Here is a 23861-nt window from a genome sequence, read left to right as displayed (position 1 = left end):
TCACGACAGGTTGACGCCGCTGGCGCCGGTAAAGTCGGCCCCCGAAACCTGGGCGTCCCGCAAATCCGCACCGGTCAGGTCGGCGCCGCGGAAATTGGCGCCTTTCAGATTGGCGTCGCGCAGATCGGCATGCATCAGAATGGAACGGGTCAGATTGGCGCCTTCCAGATCGCAGGCGCTAAGATTGGACTGGCTCAGATTGGCATTCTCCAGATTGGCATGCCAGCGTTTGCCATGCAGGGTCGAGATAGGCATGGGTGACAGCCGGGCGCCGCGGAAATTGGCGCCGATCAGGTTCGCGCCGCTGAGTTTGACCCCGCGCATATCGGCGCCGGAAAACTGTCCGTTCAGCAGCATGGCATCGGTGAAATCGCACATCGTGAGGGTGGCGCTGCCGAAATCGGCCTCCACCAGCGTCGACTGGATGAACAGGGCGGCCGACAGGTCGATCTGGGCCAGCTTGACCCCCGACATGTCGATGCGGCTGAAATCGGCACGTCGGCCCTTGGCGCCGAGGGAATCCGCCCAGGTCAGATGTTCGCGCAGGATGATCTGCAGCGGCTTTTCGAGTTCGGAAATTGTCTTGGGCAGCACTGCGCCAGACAGCCGGGCATCGCGCATTTCGTTCTGACGGAAGAACGCGCCAGCCAGATCGGCACCATCGAAATTGGTGCCATTCAGCATGGCGCCAGCGAGCACCGCGCCAGACAGGGTGCAGCCGCTCATGTTGGTGTTGGTCAGGTCGGCGCCGACGAAAATCGCGCCGCGCAGGTCGGAATTGGACAGGTCGGCATCGATCAGCCGCGCATTGGCCAGGTTGGCGTGACTCAGATCGGCCTGCTGGCTCATCAGGCGGCCGAGCTTGGCGCCGACCAGCTTGGAGTGGGTCATATGGGCTTTTTCGGTGACCGCGCCGCCCACTGAAATCGGCACCAGATTGCCGTCCTCGTCGGGTCGCAGCAGCCGGCCGTCACGCAGGTCCGCGCCTGACAGGTCAGCGAATTCCAGGATGGCGCCGCGCAGGATGGCGCCGCGCAGATCGGAGCGCGTCAGGTCGGCGGAGGAGAGGTCGGCCATTTCCAGGCTCGCGCCGTAGAAATTGGCGCCGCCCAGCTTGGCGAATTTGAAGACGGCCGCATTGAATCGACCGCCGACCATGGCGGCTTCCCGCAGATCGCGGTTGGCGAAGTTGAGGCCCGAAGCGTCCCGAAACTGCAGGTTGAGCCTGAGACCACCCCGCATGCCACGCGCAAAGCGCTCGTGGCCGGCGATCAGGGGGTCCAGATCTTTCTGATGCACCACCGGGTCCGACATGGCCGGCATATGATCATGCCGCGCCCCTAGGGCGCCAGTATGTATTTGTCAGGGCACGGAAAAATGTGTTGATAACCCGTCAGGAGCAGGGTTAATGCGACCTCTGCCAGCGAGGCGGGGCGGGCGGGGCTCCGGAGGGTTCCGTAAGCCGGTTGCAATGCCGTCCCGAACCGTCTAAAACGCGCCCACTCAAACCCACACGCAGGCGTGCGCGGTTATCGGGGAGACATCCCGATGCAGCGTTCCGGTGTCCCGGTTCCACCCACGACGGAATCATGGACGTGCCTGCGGCGGCCCAACCGGAGAAGGATATAGGATGTCCCTGCCGAGCTTTACCATGCGTCAGCTGATCGAAGCTGGCGTCCATTTCGGACACCAGACTCATCGCTGGAATCCGAAGATGAAGTCGTATCTCTTCGGAGATCGCAACAATATTCACATCATCGATCTGCAGCAGAGCGTTCCGCTGCTGCATCGCGCCCTGCAGGCCGTGCGTGACACGGTTGCCGGCGGCGGCAAGGTGCTGTTCGTCGGCACCAAGCGCCAGGCCTCGGAAGCGATTGCGGAAGCTGCCGCCAAGTGCGGCCAGTACTACGTGAACCATCGCTGGCTCGGCGGCATGCTGACCAACTGGAAGACCATCTCCCAGTCGATCAAGCGCCTCAAGGAGCTGGAAGAACTGCTGGGTTCGGGCGAGCAGGGCACTGCCGGCCTGACCAAGAAGGAAGTGCTGAACCTGACCCGTGAGCGCGAGAAGCTTGATCGCGCGCTGGGCGGCATCAAGGACATGGGCGGCCTGCCGGCCATCATGATCGTGATCGACACGGTGAAGGAAGACATCGCCATCGCCGAAGCCCGCACGCTGGGTATTCCGGTCGTCGCGATCCTCGACTCCAACTCGGATCCGCAGGGCATCACCTTCCCGGTGCCGGGCAACGATGACGCGCTGCGCGCCATCAACCTGTACTGCGATCTGTTCTCGCTCGCCGTGCTGAGCGGCGTGGATGACAACCTGTCTGCCGCTGGCGCCGATCTTGGCGCGTCTGACGATCTGCCGGTGGAACAGGTTCCGCAGGCGGAAGCCGAAGGCGCTGCGGCCCAGGCGTAAGCCTGAATTCCATTGCGGTCGCGGCGCCTCTGTCGATTCCGACGGGGCGCCGCAGCCGTTTCTGTGACACGACCGTTCAAGACGGTTCAATGACATTGGAGAAATTGCATGGCTGAGATTACTGCGGCCCTGGTGAAGGACCTGCGCGAGAAGACCGGCGCGGGCATGATGGATTGCAAGAAGGCGCTGGGCGAGACCGGTGGCGATCTGGATGCGGCCATCGACTGGCTGCGCAAGAAGGGCCTCTCGGCCGCGTCCAAGAAGGCTGGCCGTGTGGCCGCTGAAGGCCTGGTCGCCGTTGCCGTGAAGGATAACGTCGGCGCCATCGTCGAAGTGAACTCCGAGACCGATTTCGTCGGTCGCAACCCGCAGTTCCAGGCGCTGGCGAGCGGTGTTGCCGCCGTGGCGCTGAGCGCGGGCGACGACGTTGCCACGATCGAAGCCGCCGCCTTCCCGGGCAGCAGCCGCAACGTGAAGGACGAAGTGACTCATGCCATCGCCACCATCGGCGAGAACATGACGCTGCGTCGCGCCAAGAAGCTGACCGTCGACGGCGGCGTGGTCGTATCCTATGTCCACAGCGCGCTGGCCGATGGCCTGGGCAAGCTGGGCGTGCTGGTTGCGCTGAAGTCGACCGGCAAGCGTGAAGTGCTGGAGCAGATCGGCAAGCAGCTGGCCATGCATATCGCCGCTGCCAATCCGCAGTCGCTGAGCCCGAAGGATCTGGATCAGACCCTGGTGGAGCGTGAGCGTCAGGTGCTGACCGATCAGGCCGCTGCCTCGGGCAAGCCGGCCGAGATCATCGCCAAGATGGTGGAAGGCCGTATCCGCAAGTTCTATCAGGAAGTGGTGCTGCTCGAGCAGACCTTCGTGATCGACGGCGAGACCCAGGTGGGCAAGGCCGTGGAGAAGGCCGCCAAGGATGCCGGCGCACCGATCGAGGTGACCGGTTTTGTCCGCTTCCAGCTCGGCGAAGGCATCGAGAAGAAGGCCGACGATTTCGCCGCCGAAGTGGCGAAAATGGCCGGCTGACCGGTTGCGGCAGAATTACGGAAAAGGGGGGCATTGCCCCCCTTTTTTATGCCTGCTGCGGCTCCGGTCCGGCTGGGCGGCCTGCCAGCCCGGACCGGCCGTGGTATAACCTTTGCCACAGAATCGCCGCGCTTTTCCGTCATCCCTTGGCAGCCCCGCCGCCAAGGACGCCGTCCGAGGAATGTCCATGACCATGAAATACCGTCGTGTCCTGCTGAAATGCTCGGGCGAAGCCCTGATGGGCCCGACCCCTTATGGCATCGATTTCGAGACGGTCGACCGCATCACCGCCGAGATCAAGGCAGTGCATCAGCTCGGCGGCGAGGTCTGTCTGGTGATCGGCGGCGGCAACATTTTCCGCGGCGTCGCTGGTGCCACCCAAGGCATGCAGCGCGCTTCGGCCGACTATATGGGCATGCTGGCAACCGTGATCAACGCGCTGGCGCTGCAGCATGCGCTGGAAAGCCACGACGTGCCGAGCCGCGTGATGTCTGCCATCCGCATGGACACGGTCTGCGAGCCCTATATCCGCCGCCGCGCGATCCGTCATATGGAAAAGGGCCGCGTGGTGATCTTCGCTGCCGGTACCGGCAATCCTTTCTTCACCACCGATACCGCCGCCGCGCTGCGCGCCGCCGAGATGGGCTGTGATGCGCTGCTGAAGGGCACGCAGGTGGATGGCGTCTACAGCGCCGACCCGAAGAAGGACAAGACGGCCACCCGCTACGAGACACTCACTTATCTTGATGTCCTGCAGCAGGACCTGAAAGTAATGGATGCCTCGGCGATCAGCCTGGCGCGTGAAAACCGTATTCCGATCCTGGTGTTCTCCTTGCACGAGGCAGGCGGCTTCGCCAAAGTGCTGGCCGGCACCGGCCGGTGTACCACCATCATCGGCGAATAAGCCATTAGCTATTGATATATCTAAGAAAAAAGACGGGAGCAGGCAGTGGCCGAACCGGATATTGACGACATCGAACGGCGCATGGGCAAGGCGATCGACGTGCTGAAGCAGGAATTTGTCGGCCTGCGCACCGGACGCGCGAGCGTCAGCATGCTCGACCCCGTCCGCGTCGAGGTTTATGGCAGCATGATGCCGATCAACCAGATCGGCACCGTGAGCGTTCCCGAGCCGCGCATGATCAGCGTGCAGGTCTGGGACAAGAGCAACGTGAAGGCCGTCGAGAAGGCGATCACCGCCAGCGGTCTGGGCCTTAATCCGCAGGCCGATGGCACTCTGATCCGCATTCCGATTCCCGAGCTGAACGAGCAGCGCCGCAAGGAACTGACCAAGGTTGCCGGCCAGTATGCCGAGCAGGCCAAGGTGGCGGTGCGCGGCGTGCGACGCGACGGCATGGACAATCTGAAAAAGTCGGAGAAAGACGGCGACCTCGGTGAGGACGACGTCAAGATGTATCAGGAAGAGATCCAGAAGCTGACCGACGACGCGACCAAGAAGATCGACGAGATGCTTGCGCAGAAGACCAAGGAGGTCCTGCAGGTTTAGCATGTCTCAGCCCGCTGCATCGCAGGCGCTTGCGCCATCGCCGCCGCGCCACGTTGCCATCATCATGGATGGTAACGGCCGCTGGGCGAAGGCGCGCGGTTTGCCGCGCAATCTGGGGCATCGGCAGGGGATCGATACGGTGCGTGACATTGTGCGCGCCTGCCGCACTCTGCGCATCGAGTATCTGACGCTCTACGCGTTTTCGTCCGAGAACTGGAAGCGTCCGGAAACCGAAGTGGCGGGCCTGATGGACCTTCTGCGCCTGTTCATCCGTCGCGAGCTGGATGACCTGTGGCGCAACGGCGTGTGCATCCGCATGATCGGTGACCGCACTAAGCTGGCGCCTGATATCGTGCAGCTGATTGCTGATTCAGAAGCCAAGACGCGCGATAACCGCACGCTGACTCTGACGATCGCGCTCAGTTATGGCGGCCAGGATGAAATCGTCACCGCGGCGCGGCGTATCGCGGAGCAGGTGGCGGCCGGCAAGCTGCAGCCGTCCGAGATCACGGCGCAGGTGCTGGAAAACAATCTGGAGACGGCCGGCATTCCGGATCCCGATCTGGTGATCCGCACCAGCGGCGAACAGCGGCTGTCGAACTTCCTGCTCTGGCAGACGGCTTACAGCGAACTGATCTTCATCGACAAGCTGTGGCCCGATTTCTCGGCGCAGGACCTCGCCGACGCCGTCATCGAGTTCCAGCGCCGCGAACGTCGCTACGGCGCCAGCGAGTAATCGCAATCCGCATGGCTTCAGGTCCGCTCAGCAGTCTGCAACTCCGCATTCTTTCGGCGGCGGTGATGCTGCCTGTCGGCGTTGGCGCCGCCTGGATCGGCGGGATCGCATTCAACGCGCTGATCGTGCTGGCCGGTGTCGCGATGTTGTGGGAGTGGTGGCGTTTCCCGCGGCCGGCGGCAACGACACAGGCCGTGACGCAGCCTGCGGCATGGACGCGCGGGCCGCTCTGGATGCTGCTCGGGTTGATTTATGTCGTCCTGCCATGCGCCGCGCTGATCTGGCTGCGGCAGACGCCGGAGATCGGCCGTCACATCGTCTTCTGGCTGCTCTGTGCGGTCTGGGCCACCGATACCGGCGCCTATTTCGCCGGGCGCACCATCGGCGGGCCGAAGTTGATCCCTCGCATCTCGCCGAACAAGACCTGGGCCGGTCTGCTGGGCGGCATGGTCTCTGCGGGGATTGCAGGCGGCCTCGTCGCCAGCATAGATCCCGCCATGCCCGCATTGACGCTGGCCGCGCTTGCGGCGCTGGTGGCCGTGGTGGCGCAGGCCGGTGACTTCACAGAGTCTGCCGTGAAACGCTATTTCGGCGCCAAGGATTCCAGCCAGCTCATTCCCGGACATGGCGGCGTGCTGGACCGCATGGATGGCCTGCTGTTTGCCGCGCCCTTCATCGCGGCCTGGGATTTGCTGTCGGGGAGGATGCTATGGGGCTGACGACGCCCGCGACCCGCCGCGTCACTATCCTGGGCTCGACCGGATCGGTTGGCTGCTCGACGGTCGATCTGATCGCACGCGAGCCCGAACGTTTTCCCGTCGAGGCGCTGACGGCGCAAAGCAACGTCACACTGCTGGCCGAACAGGCACTCAGCCTGAAGGCGAGGCTCGCAGTGATCGGTGACGAAGCTCTGCTGCCTGAATTGCGTCAGCGTCTGGCCGGCAGCGGCATAGAAGCGGCTGCAGGCGTGGAGGCGATCGTCGAGGCAGCGGATCGTCCGGCCGATCTGGTCATGGCCGCGATCGTGGGGGCGGCCGGACTTGAACCGACGCTGGCCGCAGTCCGGCGCGGCGCCATCGTGGCGCTGGCTAACAAGGAGAGCCTGGTTTGTGCCGGCCCATTGGTAATGCGCGAGGCGGCTTTGCATGGCGCCACCATCCTGCCGGTCGATTCCGAGCACAACGCGATCTTCCAGGTTTTTGACTTCGACGCCCCCGAGACCGTCGACCGGGTCATCCTGACCGCGTCCGGCGGGCCGTTCCGCACGCTCAGCCTGGGCGACATGCGCGATGTGACCCCGGCCCAGGCGATCGCCCATCCGGTCTGGAGCATGGGCGCCAAGATTTCTGTCGATTCAGCCACCCTGATGAACAAGGGGCTGGAACTGATCGAGGCCAGCTTCCTGTTCTCGGTGCCCGAGGCGAAGATCGAGGTGCTGATTCACCCCCAGTCGGTGATCCACAGCATGGTCTCCTATGTGGACGGTTCGGTACTGGCTCAACTCGGCACCCCGGACATGCGAACCCCCATCGCGGTGGCGCTCGCCTGGCCGGGCCGGATGCCGACGCCGGCGGCACGGCTAGATCTGGCCGCGATTGCCAAACTCACCTTTGAAGTCCCTGATTTTGCTCGTTTTCCTGCCCTCAACCTGACACGGCAAGCCTTGCAAAGCGGGGGCAGCGCCCCTACTATCCTGAACGCAGCCAACGAGGTCGCCGTCGACGCCTTCCTGAACGGTCGGATCGGGTTTCTCGACATCACCAGGATCGTCGAGCAGACACTGAGCCGGGTTCCGAGCGGCCCGCTTGGTGAACTCGCCGCGGTCCACGAAGCCGACGGCGCGGCACGTCGCTATGCGGCGCATCTGATCGACCCGACGGATGACGACCGGGTGGTGCGGGTGCAAACAAGAGGACGCAACCGGCGTTAGGCCGGCAGCCGAGGTGCCATGGATTTCGTTACCAATCTTGCCGGCTACATCATTCCGTTCGTGGTCGTCCTCACGATCATCGTCTTCGTGCACGAGCTGGGTCATTACTGGGTGGCGCGCCGCTGCGGTGTGCGCGTCGAGGTTTTCTCGATCGGCTTCGGCCCGGAACTCTTCGGCTGGTATGACAAGCACAACACGCGCTGGAAGATCAGCGCTGTGCCGCTGGGCGGTTATGTGAAGTTCTTTGGCGACGCAGATGCCGCGTCGACCACGGACAATGCCGCTGTTTCCACGATGAGCGCCGAAGAGCGCAGCGTGTCGTTCCATCACAAGACGCTGGGCCAGCGCTCCGCCATCGTCGCAGCCGGCCCAATCGCGAACTTTATTTTCGCCATCCTGATCTACGCCGCGCTGTTCAGCCTGGTCGGCCAGCCGTTCACGCCGCCCGTGGTGGGCGATGTGGTACCCGGCAGTGCAGCGCAAAACGCCGGTCTGCGCGCGGGCGACCGCATCCTGACCGCCGACGGCACCGAGATTCAGCGCTTCGAAGAACTGCGCGCCTATGTTGCCCTGCGCGCCGAGACGCCGATCATGCTCCGCGTGCTGCGCGATGGCGGCGAAATCGGCCTGACGGTCGTGCCGTTGCGCGTCGACGTGCCGGACGGCTCAGGCGGGACGCAGCGGGTTGGCCAGATCGGTATCCGGACCTCCGGTGTCGATTTCGTGCGCCACGACCCGGGCACTGCCGTCATTCAGGCCGTGCGCGAGACCTGGCTGGTGGTGGCCAATACCTTCACCTACCTGGGCCGGATCATTAACGGCAAGGAATCCGGCGATCAGCTCAGCGGCCCGCTCGGCATCGCCAAGATGTCGGGCGATGTCGCCAAGTCCAGCTGGCTCGGCCTGGTCTCCCTGATGGCTACGCTTTCGGTCGCTATCGGCCTGATTAACCTTTTCCCGGTCCCCATGCTGGATGGCGGCCACCTGGTGTTTTACGCCTATGAGGCCGTACGCGGGCGCCCCTTGGGTGAGCGGGCCCAGGAATACAGCTTCCGCATCGGCTTTGCCCTGGTCATGTCGCTGTTCCTGTTCGCCACTTGGAACGACTTGAATCGCCTGCCCATTTTCAATTTCCTCACTGGGCTTTTCTCGTGAATCCGGCTAAGTGAGGGGCGGTCTGCATTCGATGGGAAGTGTGGCGGGTATGATCCAACACGATCTGCTGCGGCGGTTGCGCCGGGGTATTCTGGCTGCCGTTTTCGCGACTGCCGTCTTCATTTGCCATATGCCGGCGCAGGCACAGGCCCCCGGGCAGACCTTGGCGCAGGGGCAGGGCCAGCCCGTGGCCGGCACTGTTCGCGACATCGTGGTTGAGGGTAACCAGCGTATCGAACTGTCAACGATCCAGAATTACCTGACCCTGCAGCCGGGCTCGTCCTATTCGAGCGTCGAAGCCGACAAGTCGTTGAAGGCGCTGTTCGCCACTGGGCTGTTCGCGGACGTGAATCTGCGCATGCAGGGCAGCACGCTGATCGTGCGTGTCACCGAAAACCCGGTGATCAACCGCATTCTGTTCGAAGGCAATCGCCGCATGCAGATCGAGCAGTTGCGCAGCGAACTGCAGCTCAAGGCGCGCCAAGTCTATACCCGCGCCAAAGTGCAGGCCGATACGCAACGCATCCAGCAGATTTATCGCCGCAGCGGCCGTTTTGCCGCCACCGTCGAGCCGAAAGTGATCCAGCTGCCGCAAAACCGCGTCGACCTTGTCTTCGAGATCGTCGAAGGCCCGGTGACCGGCGTCAGCCGCATCCGGTTCATCGGCAACGAGCGCTTCTCGGACTCGCAATTGCGCGAGCAGATCCAGACCAAGGAAACCGCCTGGTGGCGCTTCCTGAGTTCTGACGACAGCTACGATCCCGATCGCGTCACTTTCGACCGTGAGAAACTCCGCAAGTTCTATCTCAGCAAGGGTTATGCTGATTTTGCGGTGACCAACGCCGTCGCCGAGCTGTTGCCCAATCGTGAAAAGTTCATGCTCACCTTCGCGGTGGAAGAGGGCGACCGCTACCGCTTTGGCAAGATGGATGTGGTCAGCGAGATCAAGGGCGTCGACGGCGCGCAGGTGCGCGACTTCGTCCGGACCAAGACCGGCGAGGTCTACAACGCTGACCTTGTCGAGAAAACAATTCAGGATATCACGACCGAGCTCGGTCGTTTCGGTTATGCCTTCGTCGATGTTCGGCCTGACGTCAACAAGGATCGCGAGAAGCGCATCATCGACGTGACTTACCGTGTCGGCGAAAGCCCGCGCGTCTTTGTCGAGCGGATCGACATCGTTGGCAACGTGCGCACGCTGGACAAAGTGGTGCGCCGTGAGTTCCGCCTGGCCGAAGGTGATGCCTTCAACTCGGCCAAGCTGCGCCGTACCCGGACCCGACTGCGTGGCCTGAACTTCTTCGAAAAGGTGGAGATCAGCGAGAGCCGCGGCAGTTCGCCGGACAAGGTTGTGCTGACAGCCGAAGTTACTGAAAAGTCGACCGGCGAATTATCCTTTGGTGTTGGCTATTCGACGACGGAAAGCGTGCTCGGCGATATCTCGATCCGCGAGCGCAATCTGCTTGGGCGGGGCCAGGACCTGAAGCTTGGCTTTAGCCTGTCGACGCGCCGCCAGCAGATCGACACGTCGTTTACGGAGCCATACTTCCTGGACCGCGAACTGGCGGCGGGCGTCGATGCACTCCGTCGTCGCACGGACTACACGGAACGCAGCAGTCTCGACCAGACGACCACGTCCTTGACGCCACGTCTGGCTTACCCGATTACAGAGAATCTGTCGCAGTTGGTCTATTATCGTATCCGTCAGGATGAGATTGATAACATTGAGGTCTCTGCTTCCCGCTTCATCCGGGCGCAGGAAGGCAGCTATGTCACTTCGGCCATCGGACATGCGCTGACTTACGATCGGCGTGACGACAAGATCGACCCGACCTCCGGCTATTTTGTCAGGCTGTCGCAGGAATTTGCCGGCATTGGCGGCACCGAGCACTATGTGAAGAACGTGGTCAATGCCGCGAAATACTTTGCGCTGACCGACGAAACAGTGCTGTCCTTTGCCACTGAGCTCGGCATGATCAACGGGCTGAGCGACGATGTGCGCCTGCCAAACCGCTTCTTCGTCGGTGGCGACAGTTTCCGTGGTTTCGAGACGGGCGGTATCGGTCCTCGTGATATCACCACCAAGGACGCGCTTGGCGGCACCAAGTATTACACCGGCGAAGCCGATATGATGTTCCCAATCGGCTTGCCGAATGAGTTCGGCATCAAGGGTCGGCTGTTCGCGATTGCTGGCAGCCTGTGGGATACACCGGACTCTGGTGTTGAAGTGGTGGATGACACCAGCATCCGTGTTGCGATCGGCACCGGCGTACAGTGGAAGTCGCCACTCGGCTTGATCCGTGTCGACTTCGGCTTCCCGATCGTCAAGGAAAAGTATGACGAGACGGAAGTTATTCGTATCAATTTCGGTTCTCGCTTTTAGCAAGGTTTGACAGTTATGAAGTCCGTCATCAAAACCGTAATCGCACTGGCCGCGCTGGTCGCATCGGCGCTGCCCGGTCTCGCGCTGGCACAGGCCGGCGGCAAGGTTCCGCCTGCAATCATTGCGGTGATCGACAGCCAGCGGGTGAATCGCGAAGCTGCCGCGTTGAAAAATGCCCGCCAGCAACTCGAGCAGTTCCGCTTCAATTTCCAGTCGGAAATCGCCAAGGAAGAAGAGAAGCTGCGCGCCGAAGAGCAGGAGATCGCCCGCCAGCGCTCCGTGCTGTCGCCGGAAGCTTTCGAGCAGCGTCGCCAGGCCTTCCAGGCCAAGGTGGTCGAACTGCAGAAGCGCATCCAGGAACGGTCGCAGTCGCTGGAAAAGATGCTGAATGGCGTGCGTGAGCAGGTGACTGTTCAGGTGATCGAGATCCTGAAGAGCCTCGCCACGGAGCGTGGTTTCAACATGGTGCTTGATCGCGCGCAGGTTCAGATCTTCATCGGCGACAGTATCGACATCACGCCGGAAGTGCTGAAGCGCCTTGATCAGCGCCTGCCGACCGTCAAAGTGAACCTGCCCGCCGGGAAATAACGGATGGCGGATCCGCGCTTCTTCGAGCGGGCCGGGCCATTCACACTGGGTGAGTTGGCGGAGCGCTGTGGTACCCGCCTTGCCGATCCGGCCATGGCGGCGTGCACGGTCGACGATGTTGCGACGCTCGATCAGGCCGGTCCCGGTCAGCTCACCTTTCTCGACAATCCGAAATACACGGACGCCTTCGCACAGACCAAGGCCGGCGCCTGTATCCTGCATGAGAAACATGCCGCTCTTGCGCCAGCGGGCGTGATCCTGCTGCTGTCGCCCAAGCCGTATCTGTCTTACGCCCGGGTCGCGCAGCTGTTCTATCCCGCGCCCAAGGCCGTGCCCGGAATTCATCCGACCGCTGTAGTCGAACCGACCGCCCGTCTGGGCGATGGCGTGTCCGTGGCCGCGCATGCTGTGATCGAAGCCGGGGCTGAGATTGGTGCGGGCTCGATGGTCGGCGCCGGTACGGTCATCGGCCGCAACGTGGTGCTTGGCAAGGAGTGCCGGATCAGCGCGCAGGTGACGCTCAGCCATTGCCTGATCGGCGATCGGGTGCTGCTGCATCCTGGTGTTCGCATCGGCCAGGATGGCTTCGGCTTTGCGCCGGACCCGGCCGGCCATGTGAAAGTGCCGCAGCTTGGCCGCGTGCAGATCGGCAGCGATTGTGAAATCGGCGCCAACAGCACCATCGACCGCGGCGCGGGTCCTGATACCGTGATCGGGCCGGGCTGTTGGATTGATAATCTGGTGCAAATCGGGCACAACGTGACCATGGGCCGTGGCTGTATCGTCATTGCCCAGGCCGGTGTGGCCGGCTCCACCCAGCTCGGCGATTTCGTCGTGCTGGCCGCGCAAAGTGGCGTCGCCGGCCATCTCAAGATTGGCACCGGTGCGCGGGTGGGTGCGAAATCGGGCGTGATGACGGACATTCCGGCCGGCGAAAGCCATTTCGGAATCCCGGCCGCCCGCGTGAAAGAATATTTCCGTCAGGTGGCCACACTCAGGCGCCTGGCGCAGAAGAAGGGTGCGGACAATGAGTGAAGCTGAGGCAGCTGTCAGCGTGGAGAGCATCGATATCCTGCGGATCATGGAAATGATCCCGCATCGTTATCCGATGCTGCTGATCGATCGTGTGGTCGACCTGAGGGTCGGCAAGAGCGCGATCGGCATCAAGAATGTCACGATCAACGAGCCGCAGTTCACTGGCCATTTCCCGACCCAGCCGGTGATGCCGGGCGTGATGATCGTCGAGGCAATGGCGCAGACTGCCGCCGTGGTCGTGGTGCACAGTCTGGGCAAGGAAGCCGAAGGCAAGCTGGTCTATTTCATGACCATTGACGAAGCACGGTTCCGCAAGCCGGTCACCCCGGGCGACCAGATGCATATCCATGTTGCCGCGATCAAGCAGCGTGGTGCGGTCTGGAAATTTGAGGGCAAGGCGATGGTAGATGGCAAGCTCGCCGCCGAGGCGATCTTCTCCGCCATGATCCTCGACAGGAAGTAAGCCGAGCATGGCAAAGATCCATCCGACTGCGATCGTCGAAGACGGCGCCAAACTGGGGGCCGATGTTCGCATCGGGCCATATAGCGTGGTGGGCGCGCAGGTCGAACTGGCGGATGGCGTCGAGCTGCTCAGCCATGCAGTGGTGGCCGGTATCACCACCGTCGGCAGCGGTACCAGGATTTTTCCATTCGCATCCGTCGGTCATGCGCCGCAGGATCTGAAATTCAAGGGCGAACCGTCGCGTCTGGTGATCGGCAAGAACAATGTGATCCGCGAAGGCGTGACCATGAATCCGGGCACCGAGGGCGGCGGCATGCTGACCAAGGTAGGCGATAACTGCCTGTTCATGACCGGTGCGCATGTGGCGCATGACTGTCAGATGGGCAACAACATCGTCATGGCAAACAATGCCACTCTCGCCGGCCATATCGAGGTCGGCGATTTCGCTTTCGTCGGCGGCCTGGCTGCGATCCACCAGTTCTGCCGCATCGGGCCGCATGCGATGATAGGTGGCATGTCCGGCGTCGAGCAGGATGTCATTCCCTACGGCATGGTGATTGGCAACCGCGCGCATCTCACCGGTCTCAATCTTGTCGGCCTCAAGCGCCGCGGGTTTGAGCGCGAAGATATCGGCAAACTGCGCGAGGCCTATGAAGCGGTCTTCGCGCGAGGCGACACAATGAGCAAGCGGCTCGACGATGTGGCTGTGAAGTTCGCCGGTGTTGTCGTCGTGCAGGAGCTGGTCGACTTCATCCGGAACGCCTCCAAGCGCGGCGTCTGCCAGCCGCAAGATGGCGCCGCTGCCTGACTCCGGGCTGCCTAAACTCGGGCTGATCGCCGGAGGCGGCCAGATTCCGGCCCTGATCCGCGATACCTGCCACACTGAAGGCAGACCTCTTTACATCGCCGCCCTGAATGGATTCTGTGCGCCTGACACCGTCAGTGGCGTAGAGCATGGCTGGTTCGATCTGCCACAGGTCGGCGCTTTGATGAAGGCGCTGAAGGCGGCCAATGTACAGGATGTCTGCCTCTGCGGCAGCGTCACCAAGCCCGACTTCTCTGCGCTAAAACCCGACCTGAAGGGCGCTCTGCTGCTACCCAGGCTTCTGAAAGCCGCGCTGACTGGGGACGATGCCATCCTGCGTGTCGTCGTCGATGCTTTCGAGCGCGAAGGTTTTCGTCCGGTCGGTGCCGATGCGCTGATGGCGTCCCTGCTGGTGCGGGAGAAAAACTACGGCAGCCGACAGCCGACTGCCGGACAGACAGCCGACGTGGCGACGGCACTGGCTGCAGCACGGAAGCTTGGCGCCGATGACCGCGGGCAGGCTTCAGTCGCCGCACAGGGCAGGGTCGTCGGCCTGGAGGATGACTCCGGCACTGACGCTTTGTTGCGACGCATGGCGGCTGAGCCGGCAGCCCGCGGCGGCGTGCTGGTGAAATGCGCCAAACCGCAGCAGGATCGCCGGGTCGATCTGCCGACCATCGGCGTAACGACTGTAGAGAATGCGGCCGCAGCCGGCCTTGCCGGTATTGCCATCGAAGCGGGCGCTGCCCTGATGGTCGATGCCGCAGCTACGTCCGGTGCCGCGGACCGTCTTGGCCTGTTCCTGATCGGATTGCGCCATGGTGGATGAGCGCAGACTGCGCGTCGCATTGCTGGCCGGCGAGCCTTCGGGAGACGTGCTTGGCGCCAGCCTGATGCGTGCGCTGCGCGCCGAAACCGGTGACCGTGTCGAGTTCATCGGTACCGGCGGCGCATTGATGGAAGCGGAGGGACTGCGCAGCCTGTTTCCGATCGCCGACATGGCCGTGATGGGCCTGGTCGAACTCCTGCCCAGAGCACGCTTCCTGCTTGGCCGCATCGACCAGGCTGCGAAATTCGTGCTGGCTGAATCGCCCGATGTGCTCGTGACCATCGACAGCCCGGGCTACACCAAGCGCGTGATGCAGCGGCTGGTGGTTCGCAGCTTTCCCATCGTGCATTATGTCGCGCCCACTGTGTGGGCGTGGCGGCCCGGACGTGCGCGGCGGCTGGCTCAGTTGTGCAACCATCTGCTGGCACTGCTGCCGTTCGAGCCGCCGTATTTCGAAGTCGTTGGATTGCCCACCACCTTCGTTGGTCATCCTGCCGTCGAAATGCTGGTGACAGCCCGCAAGGCGGAAGCGACTGCGGAAGCCGCCGGGCAGGGGTTTCGCCAGCGCCATGGCATTCCTGCCGATGCACGGCTGCTAGCCCTGATGCCGGGCAGCCGCAAGGGCGAGGTGACGAAACTGCTACCGGTCTTTACTGAGGTTCTGCAGCATGTAAAGACAGCCGGTGTCTCGCTGCACCTCGTGATCCCCACGGTGGAAACGGTGTCCGATGCGGTCAAGGCCGCGCTGCCTTCTTTGCCATTCCCGGCGACCGTGCTGGAGACCGCACCCGAACGGAACGCGGCGATGCTTGCGGCTGAGGTCGCGCTGGCTGCCTCCGGCACGGCAACGCTGGAGCTTGGCCTCACCGGTACGCCGACCGTGCTGGCCTACAAGGTCAACCCGATCACCGCGGCGATCATGCGGCGCTTCATCAAAATTCCCTATGTCGGGCTGGTCAATATCCTGCAGCAGCGCGTCGTGATGCCGGAATTCCTGCAGGAGAATTGCACAGCGGAGAAGATCGCGCCGGTGTTGCTGCAGCTGCTGACCGATCCGGCCGCGCGGCAACGTCAGATCGATGGCTGCGCTGCCGTGGCCGCACAGCTCGGGGCTGACGATCCGGTGCCACCGGCACATCGGGCTGCGCGCGCCGTGCTGGCCGCGGCCGCAAAACGGTTGCCACCGGCAGCCTGAATGCCCATATCATTGCCGACCCAGCCTCGGAGGACTGCCAATGAATGAAACCGCCCCCATCACCAAAGCCGCCGTGCAAGCGGGCAGCTTCCAGATGCTGCACACCATGCTGCGCGTGCTGGACCTGGAGAAGTCGCTCGACTTCTATGTCAAAAAACTCGGCATGACCCTGCTGCGCAAGACCGATTATCCTTCGGGCGAATTTACCCTTGCCTTCGTCGGATATGGCGACGAGAAGAGCAACACGGTGATCGAGCTGACCCATAACTGGGGACAGAAAGAGCCCTACACTATCGGCACCGGTTTCGGACATCTCGCACTTGGCGTGCCGGATATCTATGGCGTCTGCAAAGTGCTGGAGGAAGCCGGCGTGAAGATTCCGCGCCCGCCCGGTCCGATGAAGCATGGCGGCAGCGTGATCGCCTTCATCGAAGACCCGGATGGCTACAAGATCGAATTGATCGAACGCAAGCCGGTCTGAGACCGGCGGATAAGGAAAAGTCCGGCCAGGATCAATTTCCGGGCCGGGCTTTTTTTATGGCGTGACCGTTATGGTCGCTTTCATCTTTGGGTGGATGCGGCACTGGATGACGTATTCGCCAGCCTCCTTGAAGACGACGGCGGTTTCAGACTCCGGCTGCTGCAGGCCGATGTCGAAGATGCCGCCCTTGCTGGGCGAATAGACATTGTGCCCGAACGGATCTTCATTGCGGAAGGTGATCTGGCCACCGGCTTTCACAGTGGCTTTGCCGGGCTTGAAGGCGATGCCCTGCTGAACGATCACGGTGCCGGTCTGGGCTTCGGCCAGATGAGCATACAGCCCCACAGCACCGCCCAGTGCGAGGCCGAACAGTGCGGCAAAGATTGCATGTCCTTTACGCATCGGGTCAGCGACGGGGCGTCAGCACGGCAATGTCGATCACGGTGATCTTGCCGGTACCGATGGCGCTGCCCTTGCCGACCTTGCCGGTTGCCACATCGAAGCGATGCAGCCGGTTTTCCGACACGGCAAAGCCGGCATACTCGTCCTTGGCATCTGTGTAGATATCGATCGAATCAACGATGGTGCCCGGCTTGGTTCCGGTCGGTGCCACGGTGCGCAGCACGCCGTCATTCGGCGGGTCCTGCACCACGTAGGTGCCATTCAGGCTGTCGATGTCGAACAACTGGGTCTGTGTTGTGCCGGCGTAGGAGTTGATATAGGCGCCGGCGTAGACACCGATCGGCTTGCCGGCATTGCGGTCCTGCGGGCGGTAAGACAGCTTGCCGTCCACCACGGTCTGCCCGGTATCGACATTGACGCGCAGGTTCTGGCCCGTCGAGGCGATCACGCGGAGCCGGTCGGCCTGCGGATTGAAGTCGACCACCAGATGGTCGATGGCATCCAGCCCAACCGAAAGCTTTGACTTGCGGGTCGCCGCGCCGCTGGCGGCATCAACCGTGTAGAGCGTGCCGTCATGCCCCAGGGCATAGAGCTTGCCGTCGGCCGGGCGCACGTCGATGCCCAGCAGCTTGCCTTCCACGCCGGTGATCGCGACGGTCTTGGTTTTGCCAGGGGTCTTGTCGCTGAACAGCAGCAGCTCGTTACGGCTGGTCAGGCCGGCCATGTCGAGGGCGAGGGCGGGAGCGGCGGCGAGCAGGGTGAAGGCGCTAAGGGCGGCTGTGGCGGCGATACGCATTGTTCCTCCAGGAGGGGTGAATCCTCAGCTTATACGGAAGAACTAGTAGACTGGATGACAGCCCGGTCAAGGGCAGGCGGGAAAATCAGGTCCCCGGCAGCCGGATATTGAACATCACGGCGAGTTTCTGCTGCAGCTGGCCGGCCGAGAAGGGCTTGATGACATAGGCGTCAACCTTGTTCTCGCGTGCGGTGATGACGAACTCCTCGTTCGCATTCCCGGTCAACATCAGGAAGGGCATGTTGACCCAGGTTTTCCGGACATGTTTCAGCAGGTCGAGGCCGGTCACTTTCGGCATATTCCAGTCCGACACAATCAGGTCGAACTGAATCTGGGAAGATCCCAGCAGATCGATAGCGGCCTGGCCATCCTTGACGATGGTCAGGTCCCGCACGCCAAGCTGGCGCAATACGCTGGCAGCGAGGCGCTGGGCGAACATGTCGTCCTCTACGAGCAGCACGCGCAAAAGTTCCAAGCCAGGTAGTTTGTTATCCAGCATATTTCATCCCGCGGCTGCGCCCTGCTGCAGCTCCATACTCCGGCCACGCAACCATGCTATCCCAGACTCGAGGGCCAGCTTCAATGCCTCAGTGTACTCATTTACGGTCGCCACGTCGCCCGCGAGGCCAGACTGCTCCAGACCCGTAGCCAGTCGCTGAACTTCCCGCAGGCCAAGGCTGGCCGCGGAGCTTTTCAGGCTATGGCCAAGCTCCGCCATGCGGTGGCAATCCTGATCCGTGGCGAAATCCGCCAGCCCGGCACTCATCTCCGAGGTCAATTCGATAAAGGTCGAAATCAGATCGACCGCCATCTCGGCGCCAAGGTCGCGCACAAGGTCTTCCAAGGGCGTGCCATCGAACTCGCCTTCCGGGCCGCCATACGGCACCGGTTCCATGCCCTCAAGCTGGGCGCCAGTCGCAAATCCCATGACGCGCCGTATCGCCTGGTCCAGCGCTTCGGGCACGATTGGTTTGCCGACATAATCGTTCATGCCTGCAGCCAGGCAGCGCTGCACGCCATCGTGGCTCAGCGACGCGGTGACGGCGATGATCCGGGTGTCGCGGTGCGGCTCGGGCAACCGGCGGATGGCGCGTGCGGCGGAGATCCCGTCCAGCTCCGGCATATGCACATCCATCAGGATAACGTCGAACGGCGGTTCGGCCTGTGATGCCGCCTCGACGGCCTGCTTGCCGTTGACGGCAAAGGCAACCTGGTGCTTTTGCTCCATCAGTATACCGGCAGCCACCTTGCGGTTCACCGGATTATCCTCGGCGACAAGAATGCGCAGGGGCGGCATAGGCGTTTCATCGACACCTTTCTGCACGGCCAGCGGCTCGGCACCGGCGATCAGCGGCAGGCGGAACCAGAAGGTGCTGCCTTTGCCGACTTCGCTCTCGACGCCGATATTGCCGTCCATCGCCTCGACCAGGCGCTTGCAGATCGCAAGGCCGAGCCCGGTGCCGCCAAAGCGGCGCGTAATCGATGAGTCGGCCTGGGCAAAACTGCCGAACAGTTTGGCGAGGCCTTCCTTTGAAATTCCGACACCGGTGTCGCGGATTTCAAAGCGGATCGTCGGCGTTGCATTCTGCGCGTCATGCTCGGCGCGCACCACCACATCGACCCGGCCGCGCTCGGTGAATTTGATGGCATTGCCGAGCAGGTTCAGAACGATCTGTCGCAGGCGATTCGGGTCGCCGATCAGATAGCGCGGCAGATGCGGGTCGATATCGGCATTGATCTGCAGGCCGTTCTCCTCGGCCCGATTCCGCATCAGGGTTAGTGAGGCCGACACCACGCGATTGAGGTCGTAGTCGATCTTTTCGACATCGACCCGGCCAGCTTCCAGTTTGGAGAAGTCGAGAATGTCGTTGAGGATGACCAGCAGTGCCTCGGCAGAATCCAGTACCGTGCCTGCGAGGTTGCGCTGTTCGGGATTCAGTGGCGTCTTGGTCAGCAGGCGGGTGAGGCCGAGTACGCCGTTCATGGGGGTGCGGATTTCGTGGCTCATCATCGCCAGGAATTCCGACTTGGCCTTGGTTGCCGCCTCGGCCCGCTCACGGGCGATCTGCAGGTCTTCCATGGCCTGACGGAACACGCGGAGCGAAGACGCCATCCGGCCGATTTCGTCCTGGCGTTTCAGCTTGGGCAGGCTCAGCCCGGTTTCCCCCTTGGCCAGGCGGAACATCGCGCTGGTCATCGTGCCGAGCGGCACCACGATATTACGGATCAACAGAAGCGAGACGACGATGATGACGACGGCCAGCGCGGCGATCATCATCAGCGTCCGGTCTTTGGTCTGCTGGATGGTTTCCTCGGCCTCGCTGCGAAAGACAAAACCGTCTTCGGCGGCGAGCTGGGTCAGGATTTCCAGAGCCTCGGTGATCTCGCCGGCAATTGCTTCACGGGTCTGCAGCAGTTCCACGCGTTCGCGGCTTTCGGGGGGGTGTTCCAGCGCGCGCAGGGCTGCATCCACCCACAATCCGTTCAGCGTGCGGATTTCCTCGCCGTATTTGCGGATGCCGGGATTGAGACCACGCTCTTCAGCAACGGCGATATCGGAAATGAAATCCTCGTTGCGGTCGCGGATGTCCTCGGCATGCTGGCCACTGTCGACGACGTGGCTTGCGGCGGCGATTTCCCGCGTCAGCAATTCCTGGGTGACGAAGCTGGTTTGCGCCAGCCGGGCGTAATTAATGGTCATCAGCGGCTGGTCATACAGACGCACCACCAGGTCGCCGACCGATTGCACCGCCCAGAATGCCGCGAGCCCGAGACCGGCGGCGGTCAGGACGGAGATGGCAAAGGCGGCAGCCAGTTTAAGGCGCACACTCAGGTGCATGACGGGTCCGGGTTGGCGGCGGCGACAGTCTGCAATGGTATTGATGTTCGACCGGATTTTCGAGCGGCGCGAAACCCGGAAAAACAAAGGGCTGCCCGGAGGCAGCCCTGGTGCAATTGACAGGTACGGCGGATTAGAGCCGGGCGGCGATCAGGGCGATGGACAGGCCGATCATGGCAACCCAGCCCCAGACCCGCGGCTGACGCAGCAGCGATTGCGGCGTCATCCGGTTGTCATTGGCGGCAGCCGGCAGATCCAGATAGCCCGGACGCAACCAGCCGTACCCGGTGGCCCGGGTTCCCGAAGGCGGCTGCCCGCCGCGCTGCTCTGCCTGTTTGCCCATGCGGCCCGCCTCCCAACGGTGCCGTGAAGTCCGCGTCGATAATCCGAGGATTATTTACGCTTGTCGAGCGGAATATACGGCCGCTGGGTCGCGCCGGTGTAAAGCTGACGGGGGCGGCCGATCTTCTGGGCCGGATCCTCGATCATCTCGTTCCACTGGGAGATCCAGCCGACGGTACGGGCCAGGGCGAACAGCGCGGTGAACATCGCGGTCGGGAAGCCCATGGCGCGCAGGATGATGCCCGAATAGAAGTCGACATTCGGATACAGCTTCTTGGAGACGAAGTAGTCGTCTTCCAGCGCGATACGCTCCAGTTCCATCGCCATCTTCAGCAGCGGCTCGTCCTTCACGCCCAGTTCTTCCAGAACCTCGTAGCAGGTCTCGCGCATCACCTTGGCGCGCGGATCGTAGTTCTTGTAGACGCGGTGGCCGAAGCCCATCAGGCGGAAGCCCGAATTCTTGTCCTTGGCCTTCTTCACGGCTTCGCCGACCTTGTCGACCGAGCCGATCTCTTCCAGCATCTTCAGCACGGCTTCATTGGCGCCGCCGTGTGCGGGGCCCCACAGGCAGGCGATGCCGGCGGCGATGCAGGCAAACGGGTTGGCACCCGACGAACCGGCGAGGCGCACGGTCGACGTCGAGGCATTCTGCTCGTGATCGGCATGCAGGATGAAGATGCGATCCATGGCCTTGGCCAGAACCGGGCTCATCTTGTAGGGCTCGGCCGGCACACCGAACGTCATCTGCAGGAAATTCTCGGCATAGCCGAGATCGTTGCGCGGATACATGAACGGCTGGCCGATCGAATACTTGAAGGCCATTGCCGCAATCGTCGGCATCTTCGCAATCAGACGATGCTGCGCGATCATGCGCTGCTTCGGATCGTCGTAGTCGGTCGCATCGTGATAGAAGGCGGAGAGGGCGCCCACCACGCCGCACATCACGGCCATGGGATGCGCATCGCGCCGGAAGCCGCGGAACAGGAAGTGGATCTGTTCGTGCAGCATGGTGTGATTGGTGATCGAATTCTCGAAGCTTGTCTTCTGCGAGGGATTCGGCAGCTCGCCGTTCAGCAGCAGGTAGCAGGTTTCGAGGAAGGTCGAATGTTCGGCCAGTTCGGCAATGTCGTAGCCGCGATACAGCAGCACGCCTTCATCGCCATCGATGTAGGTGATCTTGCTTTCGGTGCTGGCGGTCGAGGTGAAACCCGGGTCGTAGGTGAAGTGACCGGTCTCGGCATAAAGCTTGCGGATGTCGATCACCGACGGGCCAACCGAACCGTCCAGCATGGGAAGGGTGACGGTCTTTCCAGTATTCGGATCGGTGAGCGTAACAGGCTTGCTGCCGGTGGTCATTCGGGTACCCCCAGATTGGAACTGCATATGTGTTGTTGTAACAACACTATAGGGCGGGGCCCGCGCCAGAGAAAAGTGTTCTCGGCTCGCAAAATATCCGACCTTGGATGAATAAATTTCCTGCCGCCGCTGTATGTTACGCCACCGTAACTCGGCATTTGCATCCATACATTGCCGTGCTAGGGCAGGGAAACTTACTTTGCCCCGGAGATGGACGCTTATGCTCGATGCCGCCGCTCTCGATACCCTGTTCAGGACCGCACGCACCCATAACGGCTGGCTGGACCGGCCGGTCACCGACGATGACCTGCACCGGCTCTACGACCTGATGAAGATGGCGCCGACCAGCGCCAACTGCTCGCCGGCCCGCATCGTCTTTGTTCGTTCAGCGGAGGCCAAGGCGCGGCTGAAGCCGGCGATGGGCCCGGGCAACCTGGAGAAGACCATGGCCGCGCCGGTGACCGCGATCATCGGCTACGATCTTCAGTTTGCGGAGCATATGCCCCGGCTGTTTCCGCATAACCCGGATGCCCGGAACTGGTTCAACGATCCCAAGGTGGCCGAGATGGTTGCCTTCCGTAACGGAAGCCTGCAGGGCGCCTATTTCATCCTGGCCGCCCGCGCGGTGGGGTTGGATACCGGGCCGATGTCGGGCTTCGACAATGCCAGGGTGGATGCCGAATTCTTCCCGGGCGGCCGGGTCCGGTCCAACTTCCTCTGTAACCTCGGTCATGGCGATTCTACCAAGCTCTTCGCCCGCAGCCCGCGACTGGAGTTCGCGGAGGCCTGTGAAGTTCTCTGATTGTTCGTATCGGGCTGGTCAATTTCCGGCGTTGGACGCCTTGGAATACCGGGCTTTTCTCCGGCTTTTATGCAATGCGAAAAAGATCGGCGGAAAGCGGGAAATCGCCCTTGACCGGGTAGGGCACGGTGAGTAATGTCCGCCCCGCGATTCGACCGGCCCGTAGGGAACTTTCCTAAACGCGGTTGATGAACAGCGGGCCTCCGTAGCGCTCACGTTGAGGCTAGCTAACGCACTGGACATAAAGACCCCTCTCCGCGGCCAATGGGCCGTAAGGATGGGTCTGGAGCGGAAGTTCGAGGCGGATCGCCAGGCTTGTAAAAGCCGCCGGTGGTTCGCCTTGGTGTTTTTTTATGTGTTGGACCAACTTGGCGGAGTTTCAACTCGTATGCCGACGATCAATCAGCTGATCCGCAAGCCGCGTCACCCGAAGCCGGTCCGTGACAAGGTTCCCGCGCTGCAGGAATGCCCGCAGCGTCGCGGCGTGTGCACGCGTGTGTACACCACGACCCCGAAGAAGCCGAACTCGGCGCTTCGTAAGGTTGCCCGCGTGCGCCTGACCAACGGCTTCGAAGTCACGAGCTACATTCCTGGCGAAGGCCATAACCTGCAGGAACACTCGGTGGTGATGATCCGCGGCGGCCGCGTGAAGGATCTTCCGGGCGTTCGCTATCACATCATCCGCGGCGTGCTCGACACGCAGGGCGTCAAGGACCGCAAGCAGCGCCGTTCGAAGTACGGCGCGAAGCGTCCGAAGTAATTC

General features: G+C 62.4%; 25 protein-coding genes. 18 read left to right on the top strand and 7 right to left on the bottom strand.

Annotated features, from left to right (window positions below; translation table 11 throughout):
- Positions 1-1323: a pentapeptide repeat-containing protein gene (locus tag FNB15_RS17600; RefSeq protein WP_144257969.1), complete on the bottom strand. Its 1323-nt coding sequence runs from the start codon at positions 1321-1323 to the stop codon at positions 1-3.
- 307 nt (positions 1324-1630) lie between these two features.
- Here FNB15_RS17600 and rpsB point away from each other — a divergent pair, with 307 nt between their 5' ends.
- The 16 genes from rpsB to gloA all read left to right on the top strand — a co-directional run bounded on the left by rpsB (position 1631) and on the right by gloA (position 16561).
- Positions 1631-2422, top strand: a complete 792-nt coding sequence (gene rpsB, locus FNB15_RS17595; RefSeq protein WP_144257968.1) for a 30S ribosomal protein S2 — start codon at positions 1631-1633, stop codon at positions 2420-2422.
- A 108-nt stretch (positions 2423-2530) separates the two neighbouring features.
- A complete protein-coding gene (gene tsf, locus FNB15_RS17590) occupies positions 2531-3454 on the top strand; it encodes a translation elongation factor Ts (RefSeq protein WP_144257967.1) in 924 nt (307 codons plus the stop codon).
- Positions 3455-3635: 181 nt separating this feature from the next.
- Positions 3636-4358, top strand: coding sequence for a UMP kinase (gene pyrH, locus FNB15_RS17585; RefSeq protein ID WP_144257966.1), 723 nt, complete (start codon positions 3636-3638; stop codon positions 4356-4358).
- Positions 4359-4439: 81 nt separating this feature from the next.
- Positions 4440-4961, top strand: a complete 522-nt coding sequence (gene frr, locus FNB15_RS17580) for a ribosome recycling factor (protein ID WP_221932848.1) — start codon at positions 4440-4442, stop codon at positions 4959-4961.
- Position 4962: 1 nt separating this feature from the next.
- Positions 4963-5697 (top strand): isoprenyl transferase, encoded by a 735-nt coding sequence (locus tag FNB15_RS17575; RefSeq protein ID WP_144257964.1) that lies wholly within the window; start codon positions 4963-4965, stop codon positions 5695-5697.
- Between the two features lie 11 nt (positions 5698-5708).
- Positions 5709-6416, top strand: a complete 708-nt coding sequence (locus FNB15_RS17570; protein ID WP_144257963.1) for a phosphatidate cytidylyltransferase — start codon at positions 5709-5711, stop codon at positions 6414-6416.
- Positions 6407-7627, top strand: coding sequence for a 1-deoxy-D-xylulose-5-phosphate reductoisomerase (locus tag FNB15_RS17565; protein ID WP_144257962.1), 1221 nt, complete (start codon positions 6407-6409; stop codon positions 7625-7627). Before FNB15_RS17570 ends, FNB15_RS17565 begins: the two co-directional genes overlap by 10 nt.
- A gap of 18 nt (positions 7628-7645) precedes the next feature.
- Positions 7646-8782: an RIP metalloprotease RseP gene (gene rseP, locus FNB15_RS17560; RefSeq protein ID WP_144257961.1), complete on the top strand. Its 1137-nt coding sequence runs from the start codon at positions 7646-7648 to the stop codon at positions 8780-8782.
- Positions 8783-8831: 49 nt separating this feature from the next.
- Positions 8832-11165, top strand: coding sequence for an outer membrane protein assembly factor BamA (gene bamA / locus FNB15_RS17555; RefSeq protein ID WP_246068721.1), 2334 nt, complete (start codon positions 8832-8834; stop codon positions 11163-11165).
- Positions 11166-11180: 15 nt separating this feature from the next.
- Positions 11181-11753: an OmpH/Skp family outer membrane protein gene (locus FNB15_RS17550; protein WP_144257960.1), complete on the top strand. Its 573-nt coding sequence runs from the start codon at positions 11181-11183 to the stop codon at positions 11751-11753.
- A gap of 3 nt (positions 11754-11756) precedes the next feature.
- Positions 11757-12788: a UDP-3-O-(3-hydroxymyristoyl)glucosamine N-acyltransferase gene (lpxD, locus tag FNB15_RS17545; RefSeq protein ID WP_144257959.1), complete on the top strand. Its 1032-nt coding sequence runs from the start codon at positions 11757-11759 to the stop codon at positions 12786-12788.
- On the top strand, positions 12781-13251 hold the full coding sequence (fabZ, locus tag FNB15_RS17540) for a 3-hydroxyacyl-ACP dehydratase FabZ (protein WP_144257958.1): 471 nt from the start codon (positions 12781-12783) through the stop codon (positions 13249-13251). Before lpxD ends, fabZ begins: the two co-directional genes overlap by 8 nt.
- Positions 13252-13258: 7 nt before the next feature.
- Positions 13259-14059 carry an acyl-ACP--UDP-N-acetylglucosamine O-acyltransferase gene (gene lpxA / locus FNB15_RS17535; RefSeq protein WP_144257957.1) on the top strand — a complete coding sequence of 267 codons (801 nt, stop codon included), beginning with the start codon at positions 13259-13261 and terminating at the stop codon, positions 14057-14059.
- The gene (locus FNB15_RS17530) at positions 14043-14885 is read left to right on the top strand and encodes an LpxI family protein (protein WP_144257956.1); all 843 of its coding nucleotides are present in this window, start codon (positions 14043-14045) and stop codon (positions 14883-14885) included. The genes lpxA and FNB15_RS17530 overlap by 17 nt, the downstream gene beginning before the upstream one ends.
- Positions 14875-16080 (top strand): lipid-A-disaccharide synthase, encoded by a 1206-nt coding sequence (lpxB, locus tag FNB15_RS17525; protein WP_144257955.1) that lies wholly within the window; start codon positions 14875-14877, stop codon positions 16078-16080. The genes FNB15_RS17530 and lpxB overlap by 11 nt, the downstream gene beginning before the upstream one ends.
- A 40-nt stretch (positions 16081-16120) precedes the next feature.
- On the top strand, positions 16121-16561 hold the full coding sequence (gloA, locus tag FNB15_RS17520; RefSeq protein ID WP_144257954.1) for a lactoylglutathione lyase: 441 nt from the start codon (positions 16121-16123) through the stop codon (positions 16559-16561).
- A 54-nt stretch (positions 16562-16615) separates the two neighbouring features.
- Here gloA and FNB15_RS17515 read toward each other — a convergent pair whose 3' ends face one another.
- From FNB15_RS17515 to gltA, 6 genes are all read right to left on the bottom strand, one after another.
- Positions 16616-16963 (bottom strand): cupredoxin domain-containing protein, encoded by a 348-nt coding sequence (locus tag FNB15_RS17515; protein WP_144257953.1) that lies wholly within the window; start codon positions 16961-16963, stop codon positions 16616-16618.
- 4 nt (positions 16964-16967) lie between these two features.
- Positions 16968-17759 (bottom strand): DUF4394 domain-containing protein, encoded by a 792-nt coding sequence (locus FNB15_RS17510; protein WP_144257952.1) that lies wholly within the window; start codon positions 17757-17759, stop codon positions 16968-16970.
- 85 nt (positions 17760-17844) lie between these two features.
- The gene (locus tag FNB15_RS17505) at positions 17845-18198 is read right to left on the bottom strand and encodes a response regulator (RefSeq protein ID WP_425460319.1); all 354 of its coding nucleotides are present in this window, start codon (positions 18196-18198) and stop codon (positions 17845-17847) included.
- A gap of 63 nt (positions 18199-18261) precedes the next feature.
- Complete coding sequence (locus FNB15_RS17500; RefSeq protein ID WP_144257950.1) at positions 18262-20598, bottom strand: ATP-binding protein; 2337 nt, start codon at positions 20596-20598, stop codon at positions 18262-18264.
- Positions 20599-20731: 133 nt separating this feature from the next.
- Positions 20732-20941: a hypothetical protein gene (locus FNB15_RS17495; RefSeq protein ID WP_144257949.1), complete on the bottom strand. Its 210-nt coding sequence runs from the start codon at positions 20939-20941 to the stop codon at positions 20732-20734.
- Between the two features lie 50 nt (positions 20942-20991).
- The gene (gene gltA, locus FNB15_RS17490) at positions 20992-22296 is read right to left on the bottom strand and encodes a citrate synthase (RefSeq protein ID WP_144257948.1); all 1305 of its coding nucleotides are present in this window, start codon (positions 22294-22296) and stop codon (positions 20992-20994) included.
- A 220-nt stretch (positions 22297-22516) separates the two neighbouring features.
- Between gltA and FNB15_RS17485 the strand changes: the two genes are divergently transcribed.
- Positions 22517-23098: a malonic semialdehyde reductase gene (locus FNB15_RS17485; protein ID WP_144257947.1), complete on the top strand. Its 582-nt coding sequence runs from the start codon at positions 22517-22519 to the stop codon at positions 23096-23098.
- Between the two features lie 388 nt (positions 23099-23486).
- On the top strand, positions 23487-23858 hold the full coding sequence (gene rpsL / locus FNB15_RS17480) for a 30S ribosomal protein S12 (protein ID WP_144257946.1): 372 nt from the start codon (positions 23487-23489) through the stop codon (positions 23856-23858).
- The last annotated feature ends 3 nt before the right edge of the window (positions 23859-23861 follow it).

Origin of the sequence: Ferrovibrio terrae (assembly GCF_007197755.1) — a bacterium.
Taxonomy (GTDB): Bacteria; Pseudomonadota; Alphaproteobacteria; order Ferrovibrionales; family Ferrovibrionaceae; genus Ferrovibrio; species Ferrovibrio terrae.
This window is presented reverse-complemented; position numbering and strand designations above follow the sequence as displayed.

Bases quoted from the DNA above. Each gene is read 5' to 3' on its own strand.
- FNB15_RS17495 (WP_144257949.1), bottom strand. From the start codon at position 20,941: ATGGGCAAACAGGCAGAGCAGCGCGGCGGGCAGCCGCCTTCGGGAACC.
- FNB15_RS17550 (WP_144257960.1), top strand. From the start codon at position 11,181: ATGAAGTCCGTCATCAAAACCGTAATCGCACTGGCCGCGCTGGTCGCA.
- bamA (WP_246068721.1), top strand. From the start codon at position 8,832: ATGATCCAACACGATCTGCTGCGGCGGTTGCGCCGGGGTATTCTGGCT.
- FNB15_RS17505 (WP_425460319.1), bottom strand. From the start codon at position 18,198: ATGTTCGCCCAGCGCCTCGCTGCCAGCGTATTGCGCCAGCTTGGCGTG.
- FNB15_RS17570 (WP_144257963.1), top strand. From the start codon at position 5,709: ATGGCTTCAGGTCCGCTCAGCAGTCTGCAACTCCGCATTCTTTCGGCG.
- tsf (WP_144257967.1), top strand. From the start codon at position 2,531: ATGGCTGAGATTACTGCGGCCCTGGTGAAGGACCTGCGCGAGAAGACC.
- rpsB (WP_144257968.1), top strand. From the start codon at position 1,631: ATGTCCCTGCCGAGCTTTACCATGCGTCAGCTGATCGAAGCTGGCGTC.
- gltA (WP_144257948.1), bottom strand. From the start codon at position 22,296: ATGACCACCGGCAGCAAGCCTGTTACGCTCACCGATCCGAATACTGGA.
- lpxB (WP_144257955.1), top strand. From the start codon at position 14,875: ATGGTGGATGAGCGCAGACTGCGCGTCGCATTGCTGGCCGGCGAGCCT.
- frr (WP_221932848.1), top strand. From the start codon at position 4,440: ATGGGCAAGGCGATCGACGTGCTGAAGCAGGAATTTGTCGGCCTGCGC.
- FNB15_RS17510 (WP_144257952.1), bottom strand. From the start codon at position 17,759: ATGCGTATCGCCGCCACAGCCGCCCTTAGCGCCTTCACCCTGCTCGCC.
- fabZ (WP_144257958.1), top strand. From the start codon at position 12,781: ATGAGTGAAGCTGAGGCAGCTGTCAGCGTGGAGAGCATCGATATCCTG.
- FNB15_RS17565 (WP_144257962.1), top strand. From the start codon at position 6,407: ATGGGGCTGACGACGCCCGCGACCCGCCGCGTCACTATCCTGGGCTCG.
- lpxD (WP_144257959.1), top strand. From the start codon at position 11,757: ATGGCGGATCCGCGCTTCTTCGAGCGGGCCGGGCCATTCACACTGGGT.
- FNB15_RS17530 (WP_144257956.1), top strand. From the start codon at position 14,043: ATGGCGCCGCTGCCTGACTCCGGGCTGCCTAAACTCGGGCTGATCGCC.
- pyrH (WP_144257966.1), top strand. From the start codon at position 3,636: ATGTCCATGACCATGAAATACCGTCGTGTCCTGCTGAAATGCTCGGGC.
- FNB15_RS17485 (WP_144257947.1), top strand. From the start codon at position 22,517: ATGCTCGATGCCGCCGCTCTCGATACCCTGTTCAGGACCGCACGCACC.
- gloA (WP_144257954.1), top strand. From the start codon at position 16,121: ATGAATGAAACCGCCCCCATCACCAAAGCCGCCGTGCAAGCGGGCAGC.
- rseP (WP_144257961.1), top strand. From the start codon at position 7,646: ATGGATTTCGTTACCAATCTTGCCGGCTACATCATTCCGTTCGTGGTC.
- rpsL (WP_144257946.1), top strand. From the start codon at position 23,487: ATGCCGACGATCAATCAGCTGATCCGCAAGCCGCGTCACCCGAAGCCG.
- lpxA (WP_144257957.1), top strand. From the start codon at position 13,259: ATGGCAAAGATCCATCCGACTGCGATCGTCGAAGACGGCGCCAAACTG.
- FNB15_RS17500 (WP_144257950.1), bottom strand. From the start codon at position 20,598: ATGCACCTGAGTGTGCGCCTTAAACTGGCTGCCGCCTTTGCCATCTCC.
- FNB15_RS17600 (WP_144257969.1), bottom strand. From the start codon at position 1,323: ATGCCGGCCATGTCGGACCCGGTGGTGCATCAGAAAGATCTGGACCCC.
- FNB15_RS17515 (WP_144257953.1), bottom strand. From the start codon at position 16,963: ATGCGTAAAGGACATGCAATCTTTGCCGCACTGTTCGGCCTCGCACTG.
- FNB15_RS17575 (WP_144257964.1), top strand. From the start codon at position 4,963: ATGTCTCAGCCCGCTGCATCGCAGGCGCTTGCGCCATCGCCGCCGCGC.